The organism is Pseudomonas sp. MF08831 (assembly GCF_059862645.1).
This window is the reverse complement of record NZ_JCBCUX010000001.1, coordinates 82,837-108,087: the sequence shown is the minus strand read 5'-3', so window position 1 is coordinate 108,087 and position 25,251 is coordinate 82,837. Positions and strand designations below refer to the sequence as shown.

Genomic DNA, 25,251 nt, shown 5'->3' with positions numbered 1-25,251 from the left:
GACGCCCGCCATTGCCGAGTCCGAGATTCATGAGCCGCGAAACCATCAGCCAGTCGATTTCCATCGTTCACCCCATCAGCCTCAGCCACGGCAAGAACGCCGAGGTCTGGGACACCGCGGGCAAACGCTACATCGATTTTGTCGGCGGCATCGGCGTGCTCAACCTCGGGCATTGCCACCCAGGCGTGGTCGAGGCGATTCGGCAGCAGGCAACCAAACTGACCCACTACGCGTTCAACGCCGCACCTCACGCGCCCTACATCGAATTGATGGACCGTCTTACCGCGTTTATCCCGGTGGATTACCCGGTAAGCGGCATGCTCACCAACAGCGGTGCGGAAGCAGCGGAAAACGCGTTGAAGATTGTGCGCGGCGCCACCGGGCGCACGGCGGTGATCGCGTTTGACGGTGCCTTTCACGGCCGCACCCTGGCCACACTCAACCTCAATGGCAAGGTAGCGCCCTACAAGCAAAAGGTCGGTGTATTGCCTGGGCCGGTGTACCACCTGCCCTACCCCAGTGTTGATAACGGCGTGAGTTGTGCCGAAGCACTCAAGGCCATGGACCGCCTGTTCAGCGTGGAAATCGACGTTGAGGACGTGGCCTGTTTCATCATCGAGCCGGTACAGGGCGAAGGCGGTTTCCTGGCCCTGGACGTCGAATTCGCCCAGGCCTTGCGACGTTTCTGTGATGAGAAAAACATCCTGCTGATCGCCGACGAAATCCAGTCCGGCTTCGGCCGCACCGGCCAGCGCTTCGCCTTCTCGCGCCTTGGAATTGAACCGGACTTGATCCTGCTCGGCAAAAGCATCGCCGGCGGCGTGCCATTGGGCGCGGTGGTCGGGCGCAAAGCCTTGCTCGACACCTTGCCCAAAGGCGGCCTGGGCGGCACCTACTCCGGCAACCCGATTGCGTGCGCGGCCGCATTGGCCACGCTGGACGCGATGACGGATGAACACCTGAAAACCTGGGGTTCACACCAGGCCGAAGCCATCGTCAGCCGTTATGAGCAATGGCGTGCGCAAGGTGTGCCCTCTCTGGGCCGCCTGACCGGCGTCGGTGCCATGCGTGGCATCGAGTTGGCCAATGCCGACGGCACGCCCGCGTCCAGGCAACTGACCCAACTGCTGGGCCTGGCGCGGGATGCCGGTTTGCTGCTGATGCCCAGCGGCAAGTCGCGACACATCATCCGCCTGCTGGCACCGCTGACCACCGAGCCTGCGGTGCTGGAGGAAGGCCTGGATATCCTTGAGGCCTGTCTCAAGCAGCTGACTCAGTAGCGCGCATCGGCGGGCTTGCCGCCGTTGGGCCAGTCTTTGGCCTTGTCCGGGAAATCCGGGCGCGGTTGGCCGGAGAAATACGCCGCGACGTCCACGGCTTCCTGGTCCGACAAACCACCCTGCCCCAACGGGAATTTCTCGTGGAACCCAATCGGCATGTTGCGTTTGACGAACGCCGCCGCCGTGTAGGGCCGCGCCATGCCGGCGCCGATGTTGAACGACTGCTCGCCCCACAACGGCGGGTACACTTGCTCGCCGTCGGCACGCGCCAGGCCTTGGCCGTTGTCGCCGTGGCACACCGCGCATTGCTTGGCGTACACCTGCTTGCCGTTTTCCAGGTCTGGCTTGATTGAAGGGTCGATCTTGCCCACACCGCGCCCGGCGACTTTGTCTTCGGGCCGGGTGTTGTTTTTCATCCAGTCGAAGTACGCGACCATCGCCTGCATATCCGCCGATTGTGGCGGCAGCGGTTTGCCATTCATCGAGCGACGAAAGCAACCGTTGATGCGCTCCTCCAGGGTCACCACCTTGCCGGCACGCGGCGCATAGCTGGGGAAGAACGTCGACACGCCCACAAACGGCGAGCCGTCCGCCACGGTGCCAGCGTTCAGATGGCAACTGGTGCAGTTGAGCGCATTGCCGACGTTCTCCGGCAGCAGCGCCTGGGTCTGCAGGTGCAGGCGCATGCCGCGCACCACTTGGTCGGCATTCGGTGCGGCGAGCAAGTCGGCCAGGCGTGGGGTTTCGAAGGCCGATGAATCGCTGGGGGCAGGGTTGAGTTGGTCACGCAGCGTTTTCACTTGGGCGGCGCTGATCGGCGTGCCCTCGTTGCCCCAGCGGGTGCGCACGAAGCTCAGGATCTCGGCGATTTCCGAGTCCGCCAGCCGGCTGAAACCGGGCATGGTGTAGACCCGTGGGTGGGTGGCGGTTTGTGCGGTCTTCCAGCCGGTCAGGGTGATGTGCAGCAGCGAGGTCGGGTTGTTGGCAGCGATGCTCGGGTTACCGGCCAACGGTGGAAACAGGCCTTTCACGCCGCCGCCGTCGCTGCGATGGCAGTCGCTGCAAAACTGCAGGTAACCCAAGCCGCCACGGCTGGTAAACAAGTCGGCCGGCGGCGCGGCGGGTGCACGGGCCACCGACGGCATTGGCAGATCGTCTTTGCCTGGCGGCAGGGATTTGAGGTAGCTGGCGATGGCCGTGAGGTCGTAGTCACTGAAGTGCTGAGTACTGTGGTGAATCACATCGGCCATGTTGCCGGCCACGGTGGCGAAGCGGTTCTGCCCGGTCTTGAGCAGTTGCACGGTGTCTTCCACGGTCCACAGGTTGCGCAGGCTCAGGGCGCGCCAGTGCTCGACGGTTTCGCCAGCCAGGTAATGCCGGCCACTGCGGCCCTCATCGCTCATGGCTTTTTCCTGGAAGGCGATGCCGCGCGGGGTATGGCAGGAGCCGCAATGGCCCAGGCCCTGGACCAGATAGGCGCCACGGTTGAGCACCTCGTTGCGGCTCGGGTCCGGCTGGAACGGCTGCGTGTCGAGAAAGGCAACGTTCCACAGCGCCAGGCCCCAGCGCTGATTGAACGGGAAGCCCATGTCCGCCTCAAGGTTGGCCTGCTGCACCGGCTCAACGCCCTGCATCAGGTAAGCGTACAAGGCGCGCATGTCCTCTTCGCTCATTTTGGCGTAGGACGGATAGGGCATCGCCGGGTAAAGATTCACACCTGCAGGCGTCACGCCTTCGCGCATCACCTTGTCGAACTGTTCAAAGGTGTAGCTGCCGATGCCGGACTCACGGTCGGGTGTGATGTTGCTCGAATAGATCGTGCCCATCGGCGTGCTCAGGGCCAGCCCGCCGGCCATCACCTTGCCTTGCTTGGCCGTATGGCAGGCGATGCAGTCGCCCAGTTGCGCAACGTATTTGCCGTGTTCGATTTCGGTGGAGGCGGCGTGCAGGGGTAGCGCCAGACAGAGCGTCGCCCCCAGCAAGGCCAGGCGTGACAGGGAAAAGGCCATGGCATTAATCCTTTAATAACCTGGCCTGGAGCGGTCTCCTCGGCGCAGGTAGGTCATCGTTTTTATGGGTTCATCAGGCCTCTGTGTTGTAACGGCTTTTGTCGGGCACGGTGTTGATGTGGGTCAGGGCCAAATTGATGGACAACCCCCTGACGCCTCAACGACTATCCGCCACCTACCCACACCGCACGGAAGCGCCCCATGCTCGATATCCTTCAAGGCACGCCCCTTTGGGTGTACGCCGTTTACCTGTGGATTTGTTACTACGGCATCAAGGCCTGCCTGGGCGGGCGCGAGAATCGTCGCGCGTTGATAATCCTGCCGGTGGTGCTGGTGGTGTGGTCGCTGACGTCGCTGACGCCGTCGATGCTGTCGAGCAGCGCCTGGATCGGCGGCGCGTTGATGGGCAGCCTGCTGGGCATGTTGCTGTTCAACGCAGAAGGCGCAAGGCTCGACGCCGATGGCGACACCCTGGTGCTGCCAGGCACGTGGAAAACCTTGCTGATCTCGCAGTTGTTCTTTGCAGCGAAGTATTGCTTCGGCTACCAGCAGGCGGTGCATCCGCTGTTTTTGAGCACGCCAGCGATGCTGGTGGCGGTGGGCGGTGTCTCGGGGTTTACCGTTGGTCTGTTCTGTGGACGCGCCCTGCGGCTGCAGCGGGCGCTGACGGCGTTGCGCCGCGACAAGGGCATTGTGCTGCCTTGACCTGATCCCCCTCCCCGCTGAAAATGCGCGACGCTTTTTTGTCCCGTTTACTGAAGTAGTGAAATTTCAATGTCCGATTCTTACACCGAACACTCCACCGAAGAATCCGTAACAGCCCTGCAGTCCAAAGCTGAATACGAAAACGCCATCAATCTTTCACAGCATGTGCCTGCGGCCAAGATCATCAGTGAGATGGTGCTGGACGCATTCCACACTTCCAAGGAAAGCGACCAGATCCGCGAATTGCGCGTGGCCATCCGCCAGGCCCACGACGCCTTCGACGACGACAAGGCCTACGACCTGATGGGCCAGCTCAAGCAACTGAAAGACGCCGAGGCCGCCGACAACATCGCCCTGGAGGACCTCAGCAGCAAGTTCTCGATCAGCCGCATTCTGTCCAGCTTCAAGGACGATCCCGAGTTTCAGGAACTGGTCTATGGCCTGGCCCTGAAGGTGCTGAACCAGTCTCACCAGGCCATCAGCAACCCCAGCGCCGGCAAGAGCAAGGCAGCACGCGCGAAGAAGGAAGCCGAAGTGTTTGTGATCAGCAAGGATGGCATCAGCGTCACCCTGCCACTGCGTACACCTCGCTCCAAGCTGAACGTTGACCGTGAGGCGTTGGAATTCCTGGGCTTTACGTTCGTGGGTGAAGGCAACGAGGCGGAACTGGAAAGTGAAACCTTTGTGGACAACAGCGGCGTAGAACAGCCGGTCACGCGCAAAAGCATCGTGACCGCGCTGCAACAACAAAGCGCCTTTGACGGTTACGCCATCACTGCGCAATAAGTGCGCGCAAGGTCACCAGGGCCTGCTCAACCTGGGCCTGGGTGACATGCCGGCCCACCGAGGCGCGCACGAAATGCGTCGCGCCGAGGTCCTTCAACAGCAGCGGCGTATGGGCGGCAGTGCCCGCCCACAGATTGAGCCCCAGCTCGCGGGCCTGGCCGACAAACGCCTTGGCCGACAGGTTGTGCGGCACGAACGAGACAATCCCGGTCTGCTGAAACTGATCACACAGCAGCGTCAACTGCGGCAGGCGCCGTAGCTCCTGTGCCAGCAGCGCGTAGGGCTCGGTGCTCACCTTTGCTGCCACCTGCGTGTATTCACTCAACGCGGTGTGCAACCCCACCAACGCTGAAAAGCTCTTTTCTGCAATCTCCAGCACCCGAGCCCCGGACACCTCGATCCGATTGACCTGGCCATCCGTGCTGGCCGCGTGCAAGTCAGCGAAATTCAACGTCAACTGGCTGAGCAGGCGTGGCGACACGTAGGCGATCCCACTGCCGCGTGGCCCACAGAGAAACTTGCGGCCCGCGCCGGTGAGCAAATCACAATGGATATCCCGCACGTCCAGCGGCAGTTGCCCCAGCGACTGGCACGCATCCACCACATACAGCGTGTTCGACTCTTTGAGCAGCGCGCCCAGGGCTTCCACCGGGTTGATCACGCCGCAGCACGACGGCAAGTGCGACACGCTGACCAGGAACACATCGTCGTCCAGATGACGTCGCACCCATTCCAGGTCCAGCGGGCTGGTGGCGGTGGTCGGGATCACTTCAACGCGAATATCGCGCGACAGCTTGAGGTAGTTGAAGAAGATCAGGTTTGCGGCGTACTCCGAGGTCGACACCCACACGCGCTTACCACGGGGAAATTTCAGTTTGCCGAGGATGCTGGTCCAGGCTTCGGTGGCACTGCTGAAAAAACCGATGTCCGCGGGCTGTGCATTCAAGAGCCCGGCTGCCGCCCGATACAGGTCGACGTTGAGCAACTCGTCGTAGGCCAGCTCGGTCTCATAACTGCCCATCTGGGCCTCGATGGCCGTGAAGCGCTGGATCGCGTTCAGGGTGGCCGATGACATCAGGCCGGCACCGGCAGTGTTCAAATGCACGATATTCATTTCACGCTTCCTTGTTCCACAAAAGTGTCGAGCTTTTCATCACGCCCACCGCCACCGCGAACAGCAGCAATACGGTGCCGGCCAGCAGCCACGGCGAAGGCAAGGACGGCTGGGACACCAACATAAACGCCAGCGACGGGGTGATCATGACCCCGATGTTGACGCCCGCCGAGTAGTAACCGAGGTTGCGGTCCACGGTATGGCGACTGGAAATACTGCTGACGTAGTGGGTGATGCCGGGAAACACGATCATTTCGCCCAGGCTCCAGAGCACAGTGGCCACCAGCAGCAACGCGCCGATGTGACTGAACCCCATCAGGAAAAACCCCACGCCGGCCACCAGGAAACCGGCCACCAACGAGCGGCTGCTCGACAGGTGCGACATACGTTGGTTGATCGGTACCTCGAACAGAATCACCAACAATGCATTGATAAAGAAAATGATGCCGACGTAGTAAGCCGGCAACTCGGTGTAATTGATGATGTAGGCCGACAGGAAAGTCGGCGGCAGCGCGTAGGCGATGTGCACCGGCAATGCCGCCAACAGGATCACCAGCAACCGCGACCGCTCATGCGGCGCGCTCTCCGGCAACCCATTGCCCTTGCCGGCGAGCGTGGTCACCGGTGCCACCGGAACCGCGCGTCCAAACCGCAGGCAGGCGACGAACGACACCAACGACAATGCGGCGTTGAGGTAGAACACTGCGTCGGCGTTGCTGAGGAATATCAGACTGCCCAACAGTGGCCCGATGGCCATGCCGATGTTGATGGCCAGACGGTTGCAGGAGAACGCCACTTTGCGCGTCTCACTGCTGCTGTGGGTGACGGTTTCGGAGAACGTCGCCGGCGTGAACGCCTCGTAACAGGCGCCCCACAGAAACGACAACACAAACAGCGCGGCCGTGTTGTCCACTGAAGGAATGATCAGCAACAGCACGGCATTGAGCAGCAACGAACCGAGGATCACCCGGTTGGCGGAAAAGCGCTTGATCACCGCGCCGATGATCAAGTCCACAAACAGCGCACCCGCGCCGTACACCCCGACCAGCAAGCCAGCCGTGCCCGCCGACACGGCGTGCTGATGAATCAGGTACGCCGCATAGAAAGGGAACGCCATGGTGCCCATGCGGAACACCAGGGTAATCAGGAACAGCGACTGCAACCGACCGTTGAGCCCGCGTAACGCGCGATAGGTGCCCATCATCAGCGGATCACGTACACGTTGTCTTTGTACTGGCGGATCTGCTCGTAGTCCTTGTCGATATCGCGCTGGTTTTCCGATACCAGGAACACGCGCAGCGGGCTGCTGAGCAGGTCCACGGTCTTTTTCATCAACTTGCCAGCCTTGTATTTGACACTCAGTTTATGCACCGAGGGCAATGCCTCGATCAGGTGGATGGCGGCGTCGTTGAACCCGGTGACCTCACCTTGAAGCGTGGTATCGGTGTTGATCACACAGGCTTCCTTGAGCTTGTGGTAGCGCTTGCCGGCATAACCGGCTTTGAACGCCTCACCGTCGCAGTACGCCAGATAGGTGAGCTGCGCCTGATTGCCGCCCAGGCTGATGTCATGGAACCTGGGTTCCATGTTGCCGTTCAAGCGTGCGCCGACTTCCACCAGCGCAGGGCCGGCCTCGGTGAGGATCACTTCCGAATGGGCCGGGCCGTTATTGATCCCCAGCGCCTTGAGCACTTGCACGATGTAGTCCACCAGCACGTTGGCCTCGGCGCTGTCCGGAGCAATCAGCACGTCGCGGTCGTAGATGTTCTTGCCACCGCTGATCTCGCGCTTCACGTAGCGCCAGATACCGCAGACATAGGTCTGCCCGTCACGGCTGACCGTATCGACGATGTACTCCGGGCCCTTGAGGTAGGACTGACAAAGAATTTCGGTATTGGCCAGGCCGAAGATATCCAGGTTGGACACCACTTCCTCGCAGGCGCGTTTCACGTCCTCGACGTTGTGGCAGATCGACACGCCGTCGGTTGAGGCCGAGCTCAGCGGCTTGATCACGCATGGGAACACTTGGCCGTCCTGCACCCAGGCCAGCAGCTCGGCCGGGTCGGCGGACTTGATCTGCCGCGCGGTCAGCAGGCCGGCGGCGGCCACTTTGCTGATCATCTCGAACTTGTCGCGACGTGCCCGGGAACCGGCACTGCCGTTGGAGGAAGGCAGTTGCAGCTGTTCGCTCAAGTAGTCCGCGAACGGCACGCCGGGTTCCTGGCCGGCGATCACCGCAATCACGTTGAACTCACGCAGGCGACGCACGACGTCTTCGGGGTTGCCGTTGAAAATCAGGTTGTGTTCGAACTCCGAAAGGTTCGGCCCCAACATGCTCGGCATCAGTTCCGGCGTGCTCTGCACATGGATCAGGCCGATGCCCGCCTCATGGAAGAACTGCGGCAAAAAGTTACCGCTCGAATAGACATCTACCAACGCGACGTACTGCTTCATGAGAATGTCCTTTTCAGTAGTGATTGGCGGTTTCGGAAGGCCGTGGCGAGGCCACGTCATCCAGCGCCAGAAAAATATTCTGTGGGAACTCAGCCACGCGGTGCAGCAGGTGCAGGTACCAGTTGGTGCCGTAGACCGCTGAAACACGCGTCTTGACCTGGCCTTGGTCCTTGACCGCCTTGATCAGCTCGGGGCGCACGCCGTGCAGCATCTCCAGCTCGCCTCGGCTGGCAATCCCGCTGGCGAGAATCTCCTTCACCAGCAGCGGGTCCTGGGTGGCGAACGCGTAGTTCGTGCTGGCGCCGTTGATGCGGTCCAACAGCCCCAGGTAACGCTCGTTCAATTGCGCACCGCGCGGCAAGGCAATCGCAGCAGGCTCAGCATAGACGCCCTTGACCAGGCGCACTTTGCAGCCCGTTGCGAGCACTTGCGCCAGGTCATCGGGCGTACGGTTCAACTGCGCCTGCAGGGTGATACCCAAGTTGGCAAAACGTGCACTCAGGTGCATGAAGATATCCAGGATCGAGTCGGTCCACTGGGACCGCTCCATGCTGAGGATCACACCGACCTCCTTGTCGGCTGCATGGGCAAGGATCTTCGAGCAGTTCTCGATCGCCAGTTCACGGGAAATGATCGTGCCGACGTTGGACAGGTCAAAACCCAGCTGTGGCGGCTCGGCCAGTGTGGGGTGCAGCGCCATCAGGTCGATCAGCTTCAGGTATTCGTCGGTGGCCGTGGTCACCTCGGCCAGGGTGGTGGCCTCTTCACCGACGTATTCGACGCCGGTGCGATAGCCTTTGCCTTGCAGGGCGGCCAGCTTGTCGAGCATCTCCAGGCGGTCTTCGGAAATGATGTAGCGCAGGGCGGCCGGGCGCAGGAAGTCGCGCAGCGTGCCACTGGCCAGGAACAGGTCACGGTACGTCTTGTTCGCCGCCAGTTTCTTCAGGGCCAGGGTTGCCAGCAGGCTGTTGTCGATGTCATTCATGGCGTTAAACCCCGTAGGCCTGGTTCAGCATCCGACGTGCGAAGCTCGAATCATCGGTGTGGTTGGCAATCTTGTGCGCGCGAAACTTGGCCGCGTAACTGAGCATGGTTTCCTTGTGGCGGCCATGGCGGTCACGGGTAAAGATCCCCGCCCACAGGTTGTCCCAACGCGCGTACTCCGGGTGCGACATCAGCAGCTCATGAGCCTTGCGCATGTTCCAGTGAGGAATGGCCGGGTGCAGGTGGTGCACGAGGTGGTAGTTGTCGTCATGGCGGCCGAAGAAGAAGTTCTCCAGGGCGTTGCCCTTGCGATTGCGGGTGAGCAGCAGCTTCTCGGTCTCAGCAGCCGGCAATGGGTAATGTTCGGCCAACTCGATGATCCAGCCCACGGCCACGGCGGTGGTGAACAGCGGCACCAGCCAGAACAGCAACAGCTGCGCGACCACCCCGAACCAGGCGGCGACGGCGAAGATTACCGCCCAGTAAGCCCACAGCATGATGCGTTCGTTGCGGATGGTTTTATCCGCACCCTGGGCTTTGACGCGGTCTTTGATGATGTACCGGATGTACTGCACGGTCCGGTAACCGGACAGCGCCAGCAAGACGTTCTTGAGGAAGAACTCACGTTCACTTTGCTGGACGTCGTACAGGCCGCACTGCAAGTGGAAGGCGTAGTCAGGGTCTTTTTCCGGATCGCCCAGGTGCACGTGGTGGTTCTTGATGTGCGATGTGCTGTAGGACTGATGCAGGTGGAAGATCAGGTAGCCTGAGAGAAACGTGCCGGAGACCCAATTGATAACGCGGTTCTTGGCCAGCATCTTGTGCGCCGACTCGTGCAGCACATTCGCCAGGGCGCGTTGTGTGGTGCCGATCAGAAACAGCGAAACCGGGTAGAACCAGTAGCTGATGCCCAAGGAGAGGTAGATGGCAAAGGCAATGATTGCGTAATCCTTACCCAACGCGATGGCCCAGTGATAGTTATCTTTTTTGCACAGGTGCTTGAGCATTCCAAAGGTTTCACGGGAAATGCCCGCGGCGTATTCGCCAGCAGGTTCTTTGTTTTTATCGACCAGCATAATCACTCCATAATTAAGCGGCACGCTGCAACACCCGTCTCATTGCTGGGCAAAGGAATTTTTTCAGGTGGTGCGGCTATTGTTTTTTTTGCCTGAGCTAGACTCATCGGCTGCAAAAAAAACTAAAGCACCGCTCGATGGCGAACAAGCTGCCCTTTTAGACAGGTAGGCTGCGACGAGACGCACGCGTAGACTCGCCGCTGAAAAATCACCGGCGAGCGTAGCGTTTATAAGGTGGGAAGCCTCTAGATCAGGCCTGTTCGCGGATGTACCCCAGGTTCAGGGCCTTGCGAATCGCCGATTTGCCGTTGGTGACGTCCAGCTTGCTGAAGATATTCTTCATATGAAACTTGACGGTACGCGGGCTCATTGAGGTCAGGAGGGCTATTTCGTTGTAGGTCTTGCCCAGGCTGGTCCAGGACAACACTTCGGTTTCTCGTGGGGTCAGTACCGTTTCCTGTATCGGCGCAGGCGTGACCGTGGCGCAGCTTTCGAGGGCCTCGTCGTAGACCGAGACCAGCAGCATCTGCAGTTCACTTTTGTTGGCCAACACCGTGTCGCGAAACTGCTGGTCTTCGCCGAAGCTGCACAGGTTGAGGATCGAGTAAAAACCGCGGTTGCCATGCACGATAAAGCTTGCGCCCTCGCCCACCGGTGCACAGGGCCCAGGCACCGGCACCGCTTCTGCGGCAGGCGCGAGGATGTTTTCATCGCTCCAGAAAAAAGGTTTGACCCGCTCCTTGGACAAGGACAGCAGTTGGCCACGCTGGTAAAAGTCGTCCGCCGAGTCGGAGCGGTCCAGCGCGTCGGGGTAGTTGGTGATGATCTCTGCTTCATCCAGTGTCGGCCCACACTGATACACCTCGAAGTGCCCCAGGCCGCGCCGGGTCAGTTCGGCATCGAGCAATTGGCGCACATCGGCGGGCTGTATGGACATGGTGTTGCTGGATTGGCCATCGCTTCGCATGAATATCGTCCCTGATGAGTGACAACGTATGAGGCTAATGCTCTGACGGGAACGCTTCAATCCCGAAGCCTCTGGTCAGAGTCGACCCATACTGTAGGAAATATCTCTACACAAAGACAAGAATGAAACATGCCGTACAGGGCTTGTCCAGTGCTTCCTGGACCGAGCCGACCATCAGCACGCAATGGCCATTTGCGCTGCCGAGCGCCCTGGCTCAGGCCACCTGCGCCGCAAATACTTCGCGAAACCGCTGCATCTCGTGCTGATTGCCCACCGTCACCCGTACCCATTGCGGCCAGTCTTTCCAGACCCGCCCGATCAACACATTGTGTGCTGCGAGCTTTTCGATGACCTGCTGGGCCGGTTGTTTCACGTCGATCATGAAGCAGTTGCTGTGCGACGCGGTGCAGGCAAACCCCCGCGCCTTCAGCCACGCCACGGTCTCATCCCGCAACCGAGCGTTGAGCGCCTTGCGATGGGGCAGCAGCTTGACGTCTTCCAGGCTCGCCCGGGCGCCGAGCAAGGTGGAGGCTGCTGGCACGTTGTCGCCGCCGAACACCGCCAGCCGTTCCAGCAGCGCCGGGTGGCCAATCGCCAAGCCCAGGCGCGCGCCGGCCATGCCGTAGAGTTTCGAGAAGGTGCGCAGCACCAGCAAATCGTCATGGTCCTTGACCCAACTCACACAGCTTGGGGCATCAGAGAAGTCGATGTACGCCTCGTCCACCACCAGCACGCTGCCTTTGGGCTTGTTCGCCAACGCCTGGCGGATCGCCTCGGTTGGCGTCAGGGTGCCGGTTGGGTTGTTGGGGTTGCACAGGTACAGCATGCCCGCCTGCGGATCGGCGGCAAGCATGGCGGGCACGTCGTGCGCATGCTCGGCATTGAGGCTCACTTCGCGCACCGGCGCTTTCCATGAGTCGGCGGCCTGGCGCGGTACTTCGTAGGACGGCGTGGCCATCACCAGCCCGCGTGTCTGGCTGGTAAACGCCAGCACGGCGTAGCGCAGCGCTGCCATGGAGCCGGCAAACACGGCGACCTGTTCTTCGGCGATGCCTTGCTGCTGGGCAAACAGCCCAGCCAAGGCGTACATGTGGCCATAGGGATACAGCCCGGAGATGGCCACCCCGCGCTGCATCGCCTCACGGGCAGCGGCTGAGGGGCCGTAGGGGCTTTCGTTGTAATTGAGCCGCACCTTGTCAGCGGGTGCCGGCGGCGGGCTGGCCACCGCCCAATCCAGGCGCCCCAGCACCGGCAGGGCCGCGCCAATGGCGAGAAGGGACCGACGACTTACGCTGACCATGGACTACTCCTTGTAGGCGGGTGTTGGATTCGCACAACACGTACAGAGGAGTATGACGAGGCGGATGTGGGCTGATTTAGTTCAACTGCAACTTCTGCTTGAGGCTGTTCATCACATCGGCCTTGTTCTGCAGGTAGTCATTCAGGCCGCGAGCCCGCAAGTTGCACGCATCACAGTTACCGCAACCGCTGCCGAGGACGCCGTTGTAGCAGGTCAGGGTCTGGTGCTGAACCAGGTCCAACTGGTTATGGTAATCCGCCAGGGCCCAGGTTTCGGCCTTGTTCAGCCACATCAGCGGGGTGTCCAGGCGCAGCGTGTACTCCATGCCCAGTTCAAGCGCCTTGTTCAGCGCTTTGACGAACTCATCGCGGCAATCGGGATAGCCTGAGAAGTCGGTTTCGCACACCCCCGTAATGACGGTTTGCGCCTTTACCTGATAGGCGTAGATCGACGCCAGGGTCAGAAACAGAATATTGCGCCCCGGCACAAAGGTGCTGGGCAGGCTGTCGCCTGAACTGTTCACGGTCGGCACCGGGATGTTGTCCCGAGTCAGGCTGCTGATGGCCAACTCGTTGAGCAGGGACACGTCCATGACTTTGTGAACGGTAGCGCCCAACTGCTTGGCAAGCTTCTGAGCAACCTCGATTTCTGCCACATGGCGCTGGCCATAGTCGAAGGTAATGCAGTGCACTTCGTCATACAGCGGCAGTGCCTGGATCAGACAGGTCGTAGAGTCCTGCCCGCCACTGAATACGATAACGGCTTTTTTACTCATCGGTTTGCTTCCTGCATTTGTAGAATTCGGGAATAGTTTAAAGGCCACTCCATAAAAAACCCCGCGCTTCTTGCGAAGGCGGGGTTTTTTACTGCTCGATGACTCAGTGTGCGTAGGTCAGCAACAGCTCTTTCGGTACCTGGAAGTCCAGGGACATCATCACGCTGAGCGCGGTGATGGTGAAGATCGAGAACACGAACAGCTTGCGCGCCCAGACGGTGTCATCCACCGCCTTGTAGCCGGTCCAGGCCATGTACAACCAGTACATGCCCATGGCGGCAGCGACGGCGAGGTAGCTCATGCCGGCATAGCCACTGAAGGTCAACATCAAGGTCGCCACGAGGAAGGCCAGGATGTAGAGCAGGATGTGTTTCTTGGCCACCTGGATGCCACGCTTGACCGGCAGAACCGGGATCGAAGCCGCCAGGTAGTCATTGAAGCGGAAAATCGCGATGGCATAAGAGTGCGGCATCTGCCACAGGCTGAACATCACCAGCAGCACCAGCGCGGCCATGTCGAAGCTATTGGTCACAGCCACATAACCAATCACCGGCGGCATCGCCCCCGACAGACTGCCCACCAGCGTGCCGTGAACCGACTTGCGCTTGAGGTACAGGCTGTAAAGGCCGACGTAGATGACAAAGCCGATCACGGCAAACAGCGCCGCCAACGGGTTGGCCACCTTGTACAACAACACGACGCCGGCAACACCCAGGACGGTCGCGAACAGCAGTGCCAGTTTCAGGGAGATAAGGCCCTGGACCAGCACGCGGTTCTTGGTGCGTTCCATCTTGATATCGATGTCGCGGTCAATGCAGTTGTTGAATACACAACCGGAAGCTACCACCAGGGAGGTGCCGATCATTGCAGCCAGGAAGATGGCCAGATCGACATGTCCCTTGGAGGCCAGGAAGAAACCGCCTGCCACAGAAAGCACGTTACCGAAAATGATCCCCGGTTTGGTGATTTGGATAAAGTGCTTAAGCGACATCGGGTCTTACCTCACTTCGCCATCATGAACGTGTGGATGCTGAACATGATCCATATCGACAGACCAACCAGCAGCAGGATCACAAGGCCTGCGAACACAAACGCAATCACGTTATCGCGCTGCTCTTTGGAACGATCCAGGTGCAGGAAGTACACCAGGTGAACCAGAACCTGAATCACCGCGAATGCCAGAACGATCATCAACGTGATGGACTTCGGCAGGGTCGGGTACATCACCAGACCAAACGGGATGAGCGTCAGGATTACCGACAGGATGAAGCCGATGGCGTACGACTTAACGCTGCCGTGGCTCGCATCATGGCTGTCATGGTCATGGGAGTGTGCATTAGCCATTACAGAGTCCCCATCAGGTAAACAACGGTGAAGACGCAGATCCAGACCACGTCCAGGAAGTGCCAGAACAGGCTCAGGCAGCTCAGGCGAGTCTTGTTGGTGTTGGTCAGGCCGTGTTTATTGACCTGATACATCATCACCGCCATCCACAGCAGGCCGGCAGATACGTGCAGACCGTGGGTGCCTACCAGCGTGAAGAACGCGGACAGGAAGCCGGAACGGTGCGGGCCGTAGCCTTCGGAGATCAGCAGGTGAAACTCGTTGACCTCCATACCGATAAAGCCCAGGCCGAACAGGAAGGTCAGTGCCAACCAGCTCAGTACGCCCTTCTTGCTGCCCTTGTAGAAGGCCAGCATGGCGAAGCCGTAGGTGATCGAACTGAACAACAGCAAGGCGGTTTCGCCGAGCACGTAAGGCAGTTCGAAGATGTCGTGGCCCGATGGGCCACCCGCTACGTTGTTTACCAGTACCGCGTACACCGCGAAGATCGACGCAAACAAGATGCAGTCGGTCATCAGGTAGAGCCAGAAACCGAATACGGTCATTGGCCCCGAGTCGTGGTGATGGTCATCGTGCCCATGGTCATCGACATGGGCGTGTCCAGCATTGGTCACTAAGTTCGACATGGTTTAAGCCTGTTCCAACGAGGTTTCTACACGGTTGGCCGGGATTTTCTTCTCGGCTACCAGGCGAGCGTGTTGCTCGGCTTCGATGCGCTCGATCGTTTCGACCGGCACCATGTAGCCTTGATCATCACGGGCAGCGTGAATGATGAAGTAACCGATGGTGCCTACCAGGCCCACGATTGCCAGCCACCAGATGTGCCAGATCATCGCGAAACCGAACACGGTCAACAGCGCGCCCATCACCACGCCAGTGGCGGTGTTGTTCGGCATGTGGATCGGCTCGTAATGCTTGGGTTGCTGGTACGCAGTACCGTTTTCCTTCGCTTCGGTGAACGCATCGATCGTGTTCGCAGTAGGAATCACAGCGAAGTTGTAGAACGGCGGTGGCGACGAAGTCGACCATTCCAGGGTGTGGCCATTCCATGGGTCGCCGGATTCGCAAGCGTTCTGCTTACGGTCACGGATACTCACGTACAGCTGGATCAGCTGGCAGGCGATACCGGCAGCGATCATCAACGCACCGAACATGGCAACGTACAGGTACGGCACCCACTCAGGGTTGGTGGTAGCGTTCAGGCGACGGGTCATGCCCATGAAGCCCAGTGCATAGAGCGGCATGAAAGCGACGAAGAAGCCCGAGATCCAGAACCAGAATGCAGCCTTGCCCCAACCTTCGTGCAGCTTGAAGCCGAACGCTTTCGGGAAGTAGAAGCCGAAACCAGCGATGTAACCGAATACAGCACCACCGATGATCACGTTGTGGAAGTGAGCGATCACGAACAGGCTGTTGTGCAGTACGAAGTCAGCACCCGGGATGGCCAGCAGTACGCCGGTCATGCCGCCGATTGCGAAGGTCACCATGAAGCCCAGGGTCCACAGAACCTGGCTGGTGACACGCAGACGGCCGTGGTAGATGGTGAATAGCCAGTTGAATAGCTTCACCCCCGTCGGGATGGAAATCAGCATCGTCGCCAGGCCGAAGAAGGCGTTGACGCTGGCCCCCGAGCCCATGGTGAAGAAGTGGTGCAGCCACACCATGAAGCCCAGTATAGAGATCGCGCCCGATGCGTAAACCATCGAGTGGTGACCGAACAGGCGCTTGCCGGTAAAGGTCGAGATCACTTCAGAGAAGATACCGAACGCTGGCAGGATCAGGATGTACACCTCAGGGTGACCCCATGCCCAGAACAGGTTCACGTACATCATCGGATTGCCACCAAGTTCATTGGTGAAAATGTGGAAATCCAGGTAACGGTCAAGCGACAGCAGCGCCATGGTAGCGGCCAGGATCGGGAACGAAGCCACGATCAGGACGTTGGCCCAGGTGCAGGTCCAGGTGAAGATCGGCATGTCCATCAGTTTCATGCCAGGGGCGCGCATTTTCAGGACGGTGGCCAGGAAGTTGACCCCCGTCAGTGTCGTCCCGAGTCCTGATAACTGTAGCGCCCAGATGTAGTAGTCCACACCCACGCCCGGACTGTACTGAATGCCCGACAGCGGTGGATACGCAACCCAACCGGTCTTGGCGAATTCGCCGACGCCCAGGGACAGGTTGATCAGCACCACGCCGGAAACCAGCAGCCAGAAGCTCAAGGAGTTCAGGAACGGATAGGCAACGTCACGCGCACCGATCTGCAGCGGCAAGGCAAGGTTCATCAAGCCGGTGAAGAATGGCATCGCCATGAAGATGATCATGATCACACCGTGAGCGGTGAAGATCTGGTCATAGTGTTCAGGCGGCAGGTAGCCAGGCGAACCCTCGGTGGCCATGGCCAACTGGGTACGCATCATGATGGCGTCGGCAAAACCACGCAGCAGCATGACCATGGCAACGATGACGTACATGACACCGATTTTTTTGTGGTCGACAGAGGTCAACCACTCGGTCCACAGGTAGGTCCACTTCTTGAAATACGTGATTGCAGCAAACAGTGCCAGACCACCCAGCGCGATCATGGCGATAGTCACCATCACGATCGGCTCGTGGAACGGGACCGCATCCCAACTTAATTTACCAAACATCGTTTACTCCTCTGCCCCAGCAGTTGAATGCGAGCCCGTGTCAGAACCTTCAACCACGGCCACTTCTTTCTTCTCGTGCTTGACCGGCTTGCCTGGCTTCATACCTTCGTACTTGTCGACGATTTTCTGAAACAGGTCCGGCGTGTACGCGGAGTACAGAGTGGCTGGGTTGTTCTGGCTTGGTTTGGCAAGAGCATCGTATTCAGCTTGATCAAGCTGTTTAGGTGCGGCCTTGACTTTGGCTACCCAGGCGTCGAAATCTTCCTGGCTCGTCGAGATCGCTTTGAATTTCATGCCGGTGAAGCCAGCGCCGCTATAGTTGGCGGAGATGCCTTCCATTTCAGCTTTCTGGTTGGCGATCAGGTGCAGCTTGGTCTGCATGCCTGCCATCGCGTAGATCTGGCCGCCCAGAGCAGGGATGAAGAACGAGTTCATCACAGCATCGGAGGTGATCTTGAAGTTCAGCGGAGTGTGCTCCGGGAACTGGATTTCGTTAACAGTGGCGATACCCAGGTCCGGGTAGATGAACAGCCACTTCCAGTCCAGCGCGACGACTTCGATGTTGATCGGCTTGACGTCGGATTCCAGCGGACGGTACGGGTCCAGTGCGTGGGTGGACTTGTAGGTCACATAACCCAGGGCCATGATGATGAGGACCGGCACCAGCCACACTGCGATTTCGATCTTGGTGGAGTGCGACCACTTCGGCGCGTAGGTAGCGCTGGTGTTCGACGCGCGGTATTTCCAGGCGAAGGCGAAGGTCATGATGATCACGGGGACCACGACCAGCAGCATCAGCAGGGTGGCGGTGATGATCAGGTTTCGTTCATCCAGACCGACCTGTCCTTTTGGGTCGAGCAAGGTCCACTTGCAGCCTCCCAGCATTAACAACATGCCAAGCAGCGGCAAAAAGCCTAGTAATCGGGGGTACCTGTTTTTACTCATCTCACGACCTCTAAAGCAGCTTGCGCAATGCAGTTGGGTTTTGATCGCCAACACTTCACCCTGCCAAGGGTTGGCATTTCTCTTCGATTGAATAAGAGCCTGCCCGGCACGCCATACATGGACGTTGCACGGACCTGCGGTGAGTTCTTATTCGATTTCGTGGCTAAAGGCCTTGTTACAGACCAATTCCATTTGGTGCGGATAGTTGAAAGGCTGCCGGAACCTGGGGTCGCACAGAGCCATCCATCTGCCCCTCGACCGCTCCAATGCTCAAAGATTGAACAGCACCGGACATTCAGTGCGGGCGATTGTAGTTAGCTAGCGATGTATAAACCATGTCTTATAAAGAAATAATTTTTATCGATTCCAGCAACAATCCTTCACCAATCTTGTAAAGGTTCGGGATCTTATCGTGTTCGATTCTCAACAAAAACCACAAAAATTGCCGTGTTATTGCGTGACAGCGCCCTTCCCTTACACCTTGTAAGGGCATGCAAAACGTATCCAAGTCCCCATAAAACAAGGCATTCGGACATCACCGAATGAGGCAACCGGTGCGACGTTCGCGGCACCGCTCAATCGACGAACTGACAGCACATCTTGGCCGTTTTATGCAAATTTATGGACCGGCGCGGCGCGTCAGAAACGTCCTGCGACCCCGTCCGTGTGACAACATGTCGCACGCTGCGCGCACCTCAAGTTGCCCTTCGTCACGTCCCTTTCACAAAACCCTACATACAAAAACGCCCCGTCCTTCCATTAAGCCAGAACAGGGCGTTTCAGTGGGCTGCTTCAGGCCGTGCGTTGGCGATTCCGATAGATGCCCAGCGGAACCAGGATCACCGTCAGCACAAACGCTACCAGCGCCCACTGTGCCAGGGACAGGCCAAGGATCGGCGGGTACGGCGTGCTGCAGAAGCCATCGACCTGGAAGCCCAGGGGAAAGACTTTGGCCAGCGGCAAGTCATCGACAATCGGCTGCAGGACATCGATGCCACAGCTGACCGCAGGGAAAAACTGCGTGTACACATGATGGCCGGCCGCAGCCACACCGCCCAAGGCGCTGAGGACCACCAACCCTTCAAAGAAGGTGACCGCGCCTTGGCGGCGCATGGCGGCACCGATGAACGCAAACACCGCGATCAACAGCAAGGCGTAGCGCTGCAGGATGCACAGCGGGCATGGCGCTTCGCCCAGTACCACCTGCATGTACAACGCACCGCCGATCAGCGCCAGGCAGATGATGCCCAGCAACACCAGAAAGCGCCGCTCCCTGCCTAAACGCAATTCGTCACTCATCCCCGTTTCCCTTTGCCTGATTATGGTTGTGCCTGATGGCCGCAAGTTTACACACAGGGGATGGTTAAAACAGAAAGGGGTTAACGGCGGATTAATCGGGAGGTATGCAAAGCCAATTGTGGGAGCGGGCTTGCTCGCGAAGGCGGTGGATCAGCCACTTTATAAGTCGACTGACACTGAGCCTTCGCGAGCGAGCCCGCTCCCACAGGTTGAACGGTGCTGTGCCTGGAAACCTTATTCCAGGGCCGCGGCCGGGCCGAAGAATTCGTAACGCGCCTGTTTGTCCGGCACACCGAGGGCTTTGAGGTGGCGCTTGACTGCCGCCATGAAGCCTTTAGGGCCGAGGAAGTAGGCGTCGAGGTCACGCTGTTCGGGCAACCACGCCGCCAGTTGCTCCTGGCTCAGCATCCCGACTTTGTCTGCGGCCGGGCTCACGCCATCGTCTTCTGCGTAGCAATAGAAGCGCTTGAGTTGCGGGTGCTTGGCCGCCAGGGCGTCGACCCAATCACGGAACGCATGCACCCCGCCGTTTCGCGCGCAGTGGATAAAGTGCACCGGGCGCTCGGTGGCCAGGGCTGCTTCGAGCATCGGCAGCGTCGGTGTGATGCCCACCCCGCCGCTGATCAGCACCAGCGGCTTGTCGCTGGCAACCAGGGTAAATTCGCCCGATGGCGGGAACAGGTCGAGGGTCGCGCCGACGTGCATCTGGTCATGCAGGTAGTTGGACACCCGCCCACCGGCCTCGCGCTTGACGCTGATGCGGTACAAACCCGCATCGCTCAGGGCCGACAAGGAATAATTGCGGCGTACTTCTTCGCCATCGATCATCAGCTTCATGCCGAGGTACTGGCCCGGCGCGGCCGCCAGGATCGGGCCGTTATCCACCGGGGCAAAATAGAACGAAATGATTTCGTTGCTCTCCTCCACGCGCTTGACCAACTGGAACGGCCGCGCACCGCGCCAGCCGCCCGGGGCCTGGGCTTTTTCGTCGTAGATGGCGGCTTCGGCGCCTATCAGGATATCGGCCAACTGACCATAGGCGGCGCCCCAGGCGCTCAGCACCTCGGGCGTGGCAATCTCGCTGCCCAGCACCTCGGCAATGGCCCGCAGCAGGCACGTGCCCACAATCGGGTAGTGCTCCGGCAGGATCTGCAGGGCCACGTGCTTGTTGATGATCTTTGCGACCAGATCGCCCAGTTGGTCCAACTGGTCGATATGCCGCGCGTACATCAGCACGCCATTGGCCAAGGCGCGGGGCTGGTCGCCGTTGGCCTGATTGGCCTGGTTGAACAGCGGGCGAACGTCCGGGTACTCGCTGAGCATCATGCGGTAGAAGTGCGTGATCAGCGCTTCGCCGCCGCTTTCCAGCAGGGGCACGGTGGATTTGACGATGGCACGGTCTTGGGCACTAAGCATGGCAGACTCCTGGGTCTTTTTACTGATTGCCCTTACGTACTCAGTATTCGTGCCAACTTATAAACCGTTATTTTTCAATGAGTTAAATATAAAGTAGTCAATATGACTTCCTACACTTTATAGTCATAAGGACTACAAGGAGTCATTATGACTGCACAATCGCTGCTCACTACCCTGCTGCCTCTGGTTGCCGACTTGTCGCGCGAACTGCCCGAAGGCGAGCGCTACCGACGCCTGTTGCAAGCCATGCGCGCGCTGCTGCCGTGCGATGCCGCCGCGCTGTTGCGCCTGGACGGTGAATGGCTGGTGCCGTTGGCGGTGGACGGTTTGAGCACCGACACCCTCGGCCGACGCTTCAAGGTCAGCGAGCACCCACGCTTTGCGGTGCTGCTGAGCAGCCCCGGCCCTACCCGCTTTGACACCGACAGCGAACTGCCGGACCCCTACGATGGTTTGGTCGATGGCCTGCACGGCCACCTGCAAGTGCACGACTGCATGGGCTGCCCGCTGTTTATCGACGACAAACCCTGGGGCCTGCTGACCCTCGACGCGCTGGACACCGAGCGCTTCGAGCGTGTCGAACTCGACGCCCTGCAGGCCTTCGCCAGCCTGGCAGCGGCTACCGTCAACGTCGCCGAACGTATCGAGCGCTTGGCCTTGCGCGCCGAAGATGAGCACCAGCGCGCCGAGATCTACCGCCAGGCCAGCGGCCAGCAGCACAAGGAAATGATTGGCCAGAGCAAGGCCCACAAGCACCTGGTCGAAGAAATCAAGCTGGTGGGCGGCAGCGACCTGACCGTGTTGATTACCGGCGAAACCGGCGTCGGCAAGGAACTGGTCGCCCAGGCCATCCACGCCGCGTCGCCGCGCGCAGACAAACCTCTGATCAGCCTCAACTGCGCTGCACTCCCGGAAACCCTGGTGGAAAGCGAGCTGTTCGGCCATGTGCGCGGTGCCTTTACCGGCGCGCTGAACGAGCGCCGCGGCAAATTCGAACTGGCCAATGGCGGCACGCTGTTTCTGGATGAAGTGGGCGAGCTGTCGCTGACCGTGCAGGCCAAACTGTTGCGCGTGCTGCAAAGCGGCCAACTGCAGCGCCTGGGCTCGGACAAGGAGCATCAAGTGGACGTGCGCCTGATCGCCGCCACCAACCGCGACCTGGCCGAAGAGGTGCGCAACGGCCGCTACCGTGCCGACTTTTATCACCGTCTGAGCGTGTACCCGCTGCAAGTGCCGGCGCTGCGTGAACGAGGCCGTGATGTGCTGCTGCTGGCGGGCTTCTTCCTCGAGCAGAACCGTTCACGCATGGGCCTGGGCAGTCTGCGCCTGACCAGCGACGCTCAAGCGGCGCTGCTGGCGTACAACTGGCCGGGCAATGTGCGCGAGCTGGAACATTTGATCGGACGCAGCGCGCTAAAAGCCCTGGGAAACTGTCGCGAACGTCCGAAGATCCTGAGCCTGAGTGCCCAAGACCTGGACCTGCCCGATGTCAGCGCGCCGCTGGCAATCGAAGCACTGGCCGATGTGGCCCCTGTGGTCACCGGCGACCTGCGCCAAGCCACCGAGCACTACCAGCGCCAAGTCATCAGCGCCTGCCTGGAGCGCCACCAGCACAACTGGGCCAGCGCCGCCCGCGAACTGGGCCTCGACCGCGCCAACCTCGGTCGCATGGCCAGACGTCTGGGTCTCAAATAGAACGATCACCCAGCCTGAACGCAGGAACAACTCGCTCCAAGGTGGGAGCTGGCTTGCCGGCGATAGCGGTGTACCTGCCGGCTCATCCACTTACCGCCATCGCCGGCAAGCCAGCGCCCCCATCAGATTTGCTTGGCCTTGAGCATCGGATCCACAGGCTGGCTCGGTTTGACCTTACGAAACACCAACACATTCCCCAGCATCACCAGCACCAGCCCCATCAACGCCGGCGCCGTCCACTGATACCCCTCGGCAAACGCCGACACATTCAGCGCCACCACCGGAAACAGCACCGTGCAATACGCCGCGCGCTCCGGGCCCATACGGCCCACCAACGTGAGGTAGGCGGTAAAACCAATCACCGAGCCCGGAATCACCAGGTACCACAGCGCTCCGACATAACGCGCACTCCAATCCATGTCGAACGGTATCCCACGCACCGCGCAATAGGTCGCGAGCATCACCGAACCATAGGCCATGCCCCAGGCATTGGTGGTCAACGGCTTGAGCCCGGCCTTCTGCTGCAGGCTAGACAGCAGGTTACCGGCCGAAAAACACATCGTCCCCAACAACGCCAAGCCCAAGCCCAGCAACGTCTGGGGGCTGGCGGTGTGCCCGACCAGCTCCGGCCAGAACAGAAAACCCAACCCCATTAATCCAAGCGCGCCGCCCATCAATACGTTGCGCGCCACCCGCTGACCGAAAAACACCCGCGCATTGAGGGCATTCCACAGCGTGGCCGTGGAAAACACCACCGCCACCAGGCCGCTGGGAATCCATTGGCTGGCCGTCAGAAAACACATGAAGTTGACGCAAAACAGGCACACGCCCTGGGCGAGGCAAATCAGGTGCCCGCGCCGGTTCATCACCTGCAATTTGCGGCTGAGCAGCAATAGCGCAAACAGCACCAGCGCCGCCAGGCCAAAGCGATAGACGATCGACACTGGAATCGCCACGACACCCAATTGCCACTTGAGGGCAATCCAGGTAGTGCCCCAGATCAGCACGGTAAGTAAGTACAGGAAAAGGTTCATAGCGGGCTCCGTCGATTGAGGCACAGTGTTGCCCGCAGACCGGCCCGCGCTCTTGCACATTCTTGCGCTTTTGTCGGGCGGCGGGATCACAGCGCCCGCGCTGCGGAGTAGGATGCAAGGCGTCGGAGAGAACAACCATGCCAGAGCTGGAATCCCTGCAAGTCTTTCAAGCCCTTAACCGCTCGCCCAACGCACGTCTCGAAGCGTGCGCCGAGCTCGGTGACGGCCTGTCTGCGGCGTTGTGGAGCAACCATCACGATGCTCAGGACTACCAGGCGCCCACCCACCACACTTTGTCCTGCTACATCGGCGGCGGCACCGGGACTTTTCGCCGTGATCAGCCCGGCACCAAAGGTGGCCCTGACAAACTTTGCATCCTGCCGGCCGAGCATCAGTCAGCCTGGGTGATCAATGGTGAAATCCGCCTGGCCCATGTGTACTTCAGCCCCGAGCAATTTGCCCTCGGCTGCGTCACCCTGCTGGACCGCGAACCGCGCGCATTGCAATTGCGCGAAAGCACCTTTCTTGAAGACGCCAGCCAGGCCCGGCGCTTTCACCAGTTGATCGCGCTCAACTGGCACGAGCCCGCCGAACGCCTGCTGACCAGCAGCCTGGCCCATGAAATGCTCAGCCACACCTTGCTCAGCCAGGTTGGCGCGCGCGACGGTCTGCGTTTGAAAGGCGGATTGGCCGCGCATCAGCGCCGGCGGTTGGTGGACTACATCGACCATCACCTCGACGACCCGATCAGCCTGGGGCAATTGGCCGGGATGTGTGCGCTGTCGGAATACCATTTCGCGCGGATGTTCCGCCAAAGCTTCGGCCTGCCGCCCCATCAATACCTGTTGGCGCGACGCTTGGCCCGCGCGCAAAGCCTGCTGCGTGCCGGCACGCTCCCACTGGGCGACATTGCCTGGATGTGCGGCTTCTCCAGCGCCAGCCACTTCACCCACCGCTTTCGCCAAGCCATGGGCGCCACACCCGGCGAATACCGCCAAGCCTTCCACGCCTAAACACAACCCTCCAGCACACCCGCAACCGTGGCGAGCGGGCTTGCCCCGCGTCGGGCTGCGCAGCAGCCCCAAAAACAGGCGCCGTGCTCCACGAGGAAAATCTCAATATCCTTACAGGGCCGCTGCGCAGCCCAACGCGGGGCAAGCCCGCTCGCCACGAGAGCATGAGACGTCATTGCCCATCGCTTTCGCCAAGCCATGGCGCCACACCCGGCGAATACCGCCAAGCCTTCTACGGCTAAACACAACCCCTCCAGCACACCCGCACCCGTAGCGAGCGGGCTTGCCCCGCGTCGGGCTGCGCAGCAGCCCCAAAAACAGTCGCCGTGCTCCACGAGGAAAATCTCAATATCCTTACAGGGCCGCTGCGCAGCCCAACGCGGGGCAAGCCCGCTCGCCACGAGAGC

Annotated in this window: 21 protein-coding genes and 1 pseudogene; 5 read left to right on the top strand and 17 right to left on the bottom strand. The window is 60.1% G+C overall.

The window, feature by feature from the left end:
• Positions 1 to 29 precede the first annotated feature (29 nt).
• Complete coding sequence (locus AC19YS_RS00510; protein ID WP_500600623.1) at positions 30 to 1,280, top strand: 2-aminoadipate transaminase; 1,251 nt, start codon at positions 30 to 32, stop codon at positions 1,278 to 1,280.
• On the opposite strand, the gene AC19YS_RS00505 is transcribed toward AC19YS_RS00510, so the two are convergent.
• Positions 1,274 to 3,289, bottom strand: coding sequence for a c-type cytochrome (locus tag AC19YS_RS00505; protein ID WP_500600621.1), 2,016 nt, complete (start codon positions 3,287 to 3,289; stop codon positions 1,274 to 1,276). The two genes, AC19YS_RS00510 and AC19YS_RS00505, sit on opposite strands and share 7 nt — an antisense overlap.
• Before the next feature lie 195 nt (positions 3,290 to 3,484).
• On the opposite strand from AC19YS_RS00505, the pseudogene AC19YS_RS00500 reads away from it, so the two are divergent.
• Positions 3,485 to 3,994: pseudogene (locus AC19YS_RS00500) on the top strand (DUF6622 family protein); the annotation flags it as partial.
• Positions 3,995 to 4,063: 69 nt separating this feature from the next.
• Positions 4,064 to 4,780 carry a hypothetical protein gene (locus AC19YS_RS00495; RefSeq protein ID WP_106578242.1) on the top strand — a complete coding sequence of 239 codons (717 nt, stop codon included), beginning with the start codon at positions 4,064 to 4,066 and terminating at the stop codon, positions 4,778 to 4,780.
• Here AC19YS_RS00495 and AC19YS_RS00490 read toward each other — a convergent pair.
• The 15 genes from AC19YS_RS00490 to hmpA form a co-directional block, all read right to left on the bottom strand.
• Positions 4,767 to 5,894: an aminotransferase class V-fold PLP-dependent enzyme gene (locus tag AC19YS_RS00490; protein ID WP_119736777.1), complete on the bottom strand. Its 1,128-nt coding sequence runs from the start codon at positions 5,892 to 5,894 to the stop codon at positions 4,767 to 4,769. The genes AC19YS_RS00495 and AC19YS_RS00490 overlap by 14 nt on opposite strands.
• Before the next feature lies 1 nt (position 5,895).
• A complete protein-coding gene (locus AC19YS_RS00485; RefSeq protein WP_106578240.1) occupies positions 5,896 to 7,098 on the bottom strand; it encodes an MFS transporter in 1,203 nt (400 codons plus the stop codon).
• Positions 7,098 to 8,348, bottom strand: coding sequence for an ATP-grasp domain-containing protein (locus tag AC19YS_RS00480; protein WP_119736772.1), 1,251 nt, complete (start codon positions 8,346 to 8,348; stop codon positions 7,098 to 7,100). The genes AC19YS_RS00485 and AC19YS_RS00480 overlap by 1 nt, the downstream gene beginning before the upstream one ends.
• A 13-nt stretch (positions 8,349 to 8,361) precedes the next feature.
• Complete coding sequence (locus AC19YS_RS00475) at positions 8,362 to 9,333, bottom strand: proline dehydrogenase family protein (RefSeq protein ID WP_500600619.1); 972 nt, start codon at positions 9,331 to 9,333, stop codon at positions 8,362 to 8,364.
• A 4-nt stretch (positions 9,334 to 9,337) separates the two neighbouring features.
• Complete coding sequence (locus tag AC19YS_RS00470; RefSeq protein WP_119736768.1) at positions 9,338 to 10,408, bottom strand: fatty acid desaturase family protein; 1,071 nt, start codon at positions 10,406 to 10,408, stop codon at positions 9,338 to 9,340.
• Between the two features lie 250 nt (positions 10,409 to 10,658).
• The gene (locus AC19YS_RS00465; RefSeq protein WP_106578236.1) at positions 10,659 to 11,375 is read right to left on the bottom strand and encodes a helix-turn-helix transcriptional regulator; all 717 of its coding nucleotides are present in this window, start codon (positions 11,373 to 11,375) and stop codon (positions 10,659 to 10,661) included.
• A 214-nt stretch (positions 11,376 to 11,589) separates the two neighbouring features.
• On the bottom strand, positions 11,590 to 12,675 hold the full coding sequence (gene ptaA, locus AC19YS_RS00460; RefSeq protein WP_106578235.1) for a pyoverdine biosynthesis transaminase PtaA: 1,086 nt from the start codon (positions 12,673 to 12,675) through the stop codon (positions 11,590 to 11,592).
• Positions 12,676 to 12,751: 76 nt separating this feature from the next.
• Entirely contained in the window at positions 12,752 to 13,450 is a 699-nt protein-coding gene (gene queC / locus AC19YS_RS00455; RefSeq protein WP_500600616.1) for a 7-cyano-7-deazaguanine synthase QueC, read from the bottom strand.
• A 103-nt stretch (positions 13,451 to 13,553) separates the two neighbouring features.
• Complete coding sequence (gene cyoE / locus AC19YS_RS00450) at positions 13,554 to 14,441, bottom strand: heme o synthase (protein ID WP_106578233.1); 888 nt, start codon at positions 14,439 to 14,441, stop codon at positions 13,554 to 13,556.
• An 11-nt stretch (positions 14,442 to 14,452) separates the two neighbouring features.
• Complete coding sequence (gene cyoD, locus AC19YS_RS00445; protein ID WP_010206434.1) at positions 14,453 to 14,794, bottom strand: cytochrome o ubiquinol oxidase subunit IV; 342 nt, start codon at positions 14,792 to 14,794, stop codon at positions 14,453 to 14,455.
• Positions 14,794 to 15,420, bottom strand: coding sequence for a cytochrome o ubiquinol oxidase subunit III (locus AC19YS_RS00440; protein WP_016971084.1), 627 nt, complete (start codon positions 15,418 to 15,420; stop codon positions 14,794 to 14,796). The genes cyoD and AC19YS_RS00440 overlap by 1 nt, the downstream gene beginning before the upstream one ends.
• Positions 15,421 to 15,423: 3 nt before the next feature.
• On the bottom strand, positions 15,424 to 17,442 hold the full coding sequence (gene cyoB, locus AC19YS_RS00435) for a cytochrome o ubiquinol oxidase subunit I (protein WP_500600613.1): 2,019 nt from the start codon (positions 17,440 to 17,442) through the stop codon (positions 15,424 to 15,426).
• Positions 17,443 to 17,445: 3 nt separating this feature from the next.
• On the bottom strand, positions 17,446 to 18,387 hold the full coding sequence (gene cyoA, locus AC19YS_RS00430; RefSeq protein WP_500600928.1) for a ubiquinol oxidase subunit II: 942 nt from the start codon (positions 18,385 to 18,387) through the stop codon (positions 17,446 to 17,448).
• A 792-nt stretch (positions 18,388 to 19,179) separates the two neighbouring features.
• Positions 19,180 to 19,686, bottom strand: coding sequence for a disulfide bond formation protein B (locus tag AC19YS_RS00425; RefSeq protein ID WP_500600612.1), 507 nt, complete (start codon positions 19,684 to 19,686; stop codon positions 19,180 to 19,182).
• A 234-nt stretch (positions 19,687 to 19,920) separates the two neighbouring features.
• Entirely contained in the window at positions 19,921 to 21,102 is a 1,182-nt protein-coding gene (gene hmpA / locus AC19YS_RS00420) for an NO-inducible flavohemoprotein (protein WP_106578229.1), read from the bottom strand.
• A 147-nt stretch (positions 21,103 to 21,249) separates the two neighbouring features.
• Here hmpA and norR point away from each other — a divergent pair, with 147 nt between their 5' ends.
• Positions 21,250 to 22,797, top strand: a complete 1,548-nt coding sequence (gene norR / locus AC19YS_RS00415; protein ID WP_500600611.1) for a nitric oxide reductase transcriptional regulator NorR — start codon at positions 21,250 to 21,252, stop codon at positions 22,795 to 22,797.
• Between the two features lie 122 nt (positions 22,798 to 22,919).
• Here the strand turns inward: norR and AC19YS_RS00410 are convergent, their stop codons facing one another.
• Positions 22,920 to 23,831 carry a DMT family transporter gene (locus AC19YS_RS00410; protein ID WP_119736752.1) on the bottom strand — a complete coding sequence of 304 codons (912 nt, stop codon included), beginning with the start codon at positions 23,829 to 23,831 and terminating at the stop codon, positions 22,920 to 22,922.
• A gap of 137 nt (positions 23,832 to 23,968) precedes the next feature.
• Here AC19YS_RS00410 and AC19YS_RS00405 point away from each other — a divergent pair, with 137 nt between their 5' ends.
• Positions 23,969 to 24,844: a helix-turn-helix domain-containing protein gene (locus tag AC19YS_RS00405; protein WP_169367589.1), complete on the top strand. Its 876-nt coding sequence runs from the start codon at positions 23,969 to 23,971 to the stop codon at positions 24,842 to 24,844.
• Positions 24,845 to 25,251 lie beyond the last annotated feature (407 nt).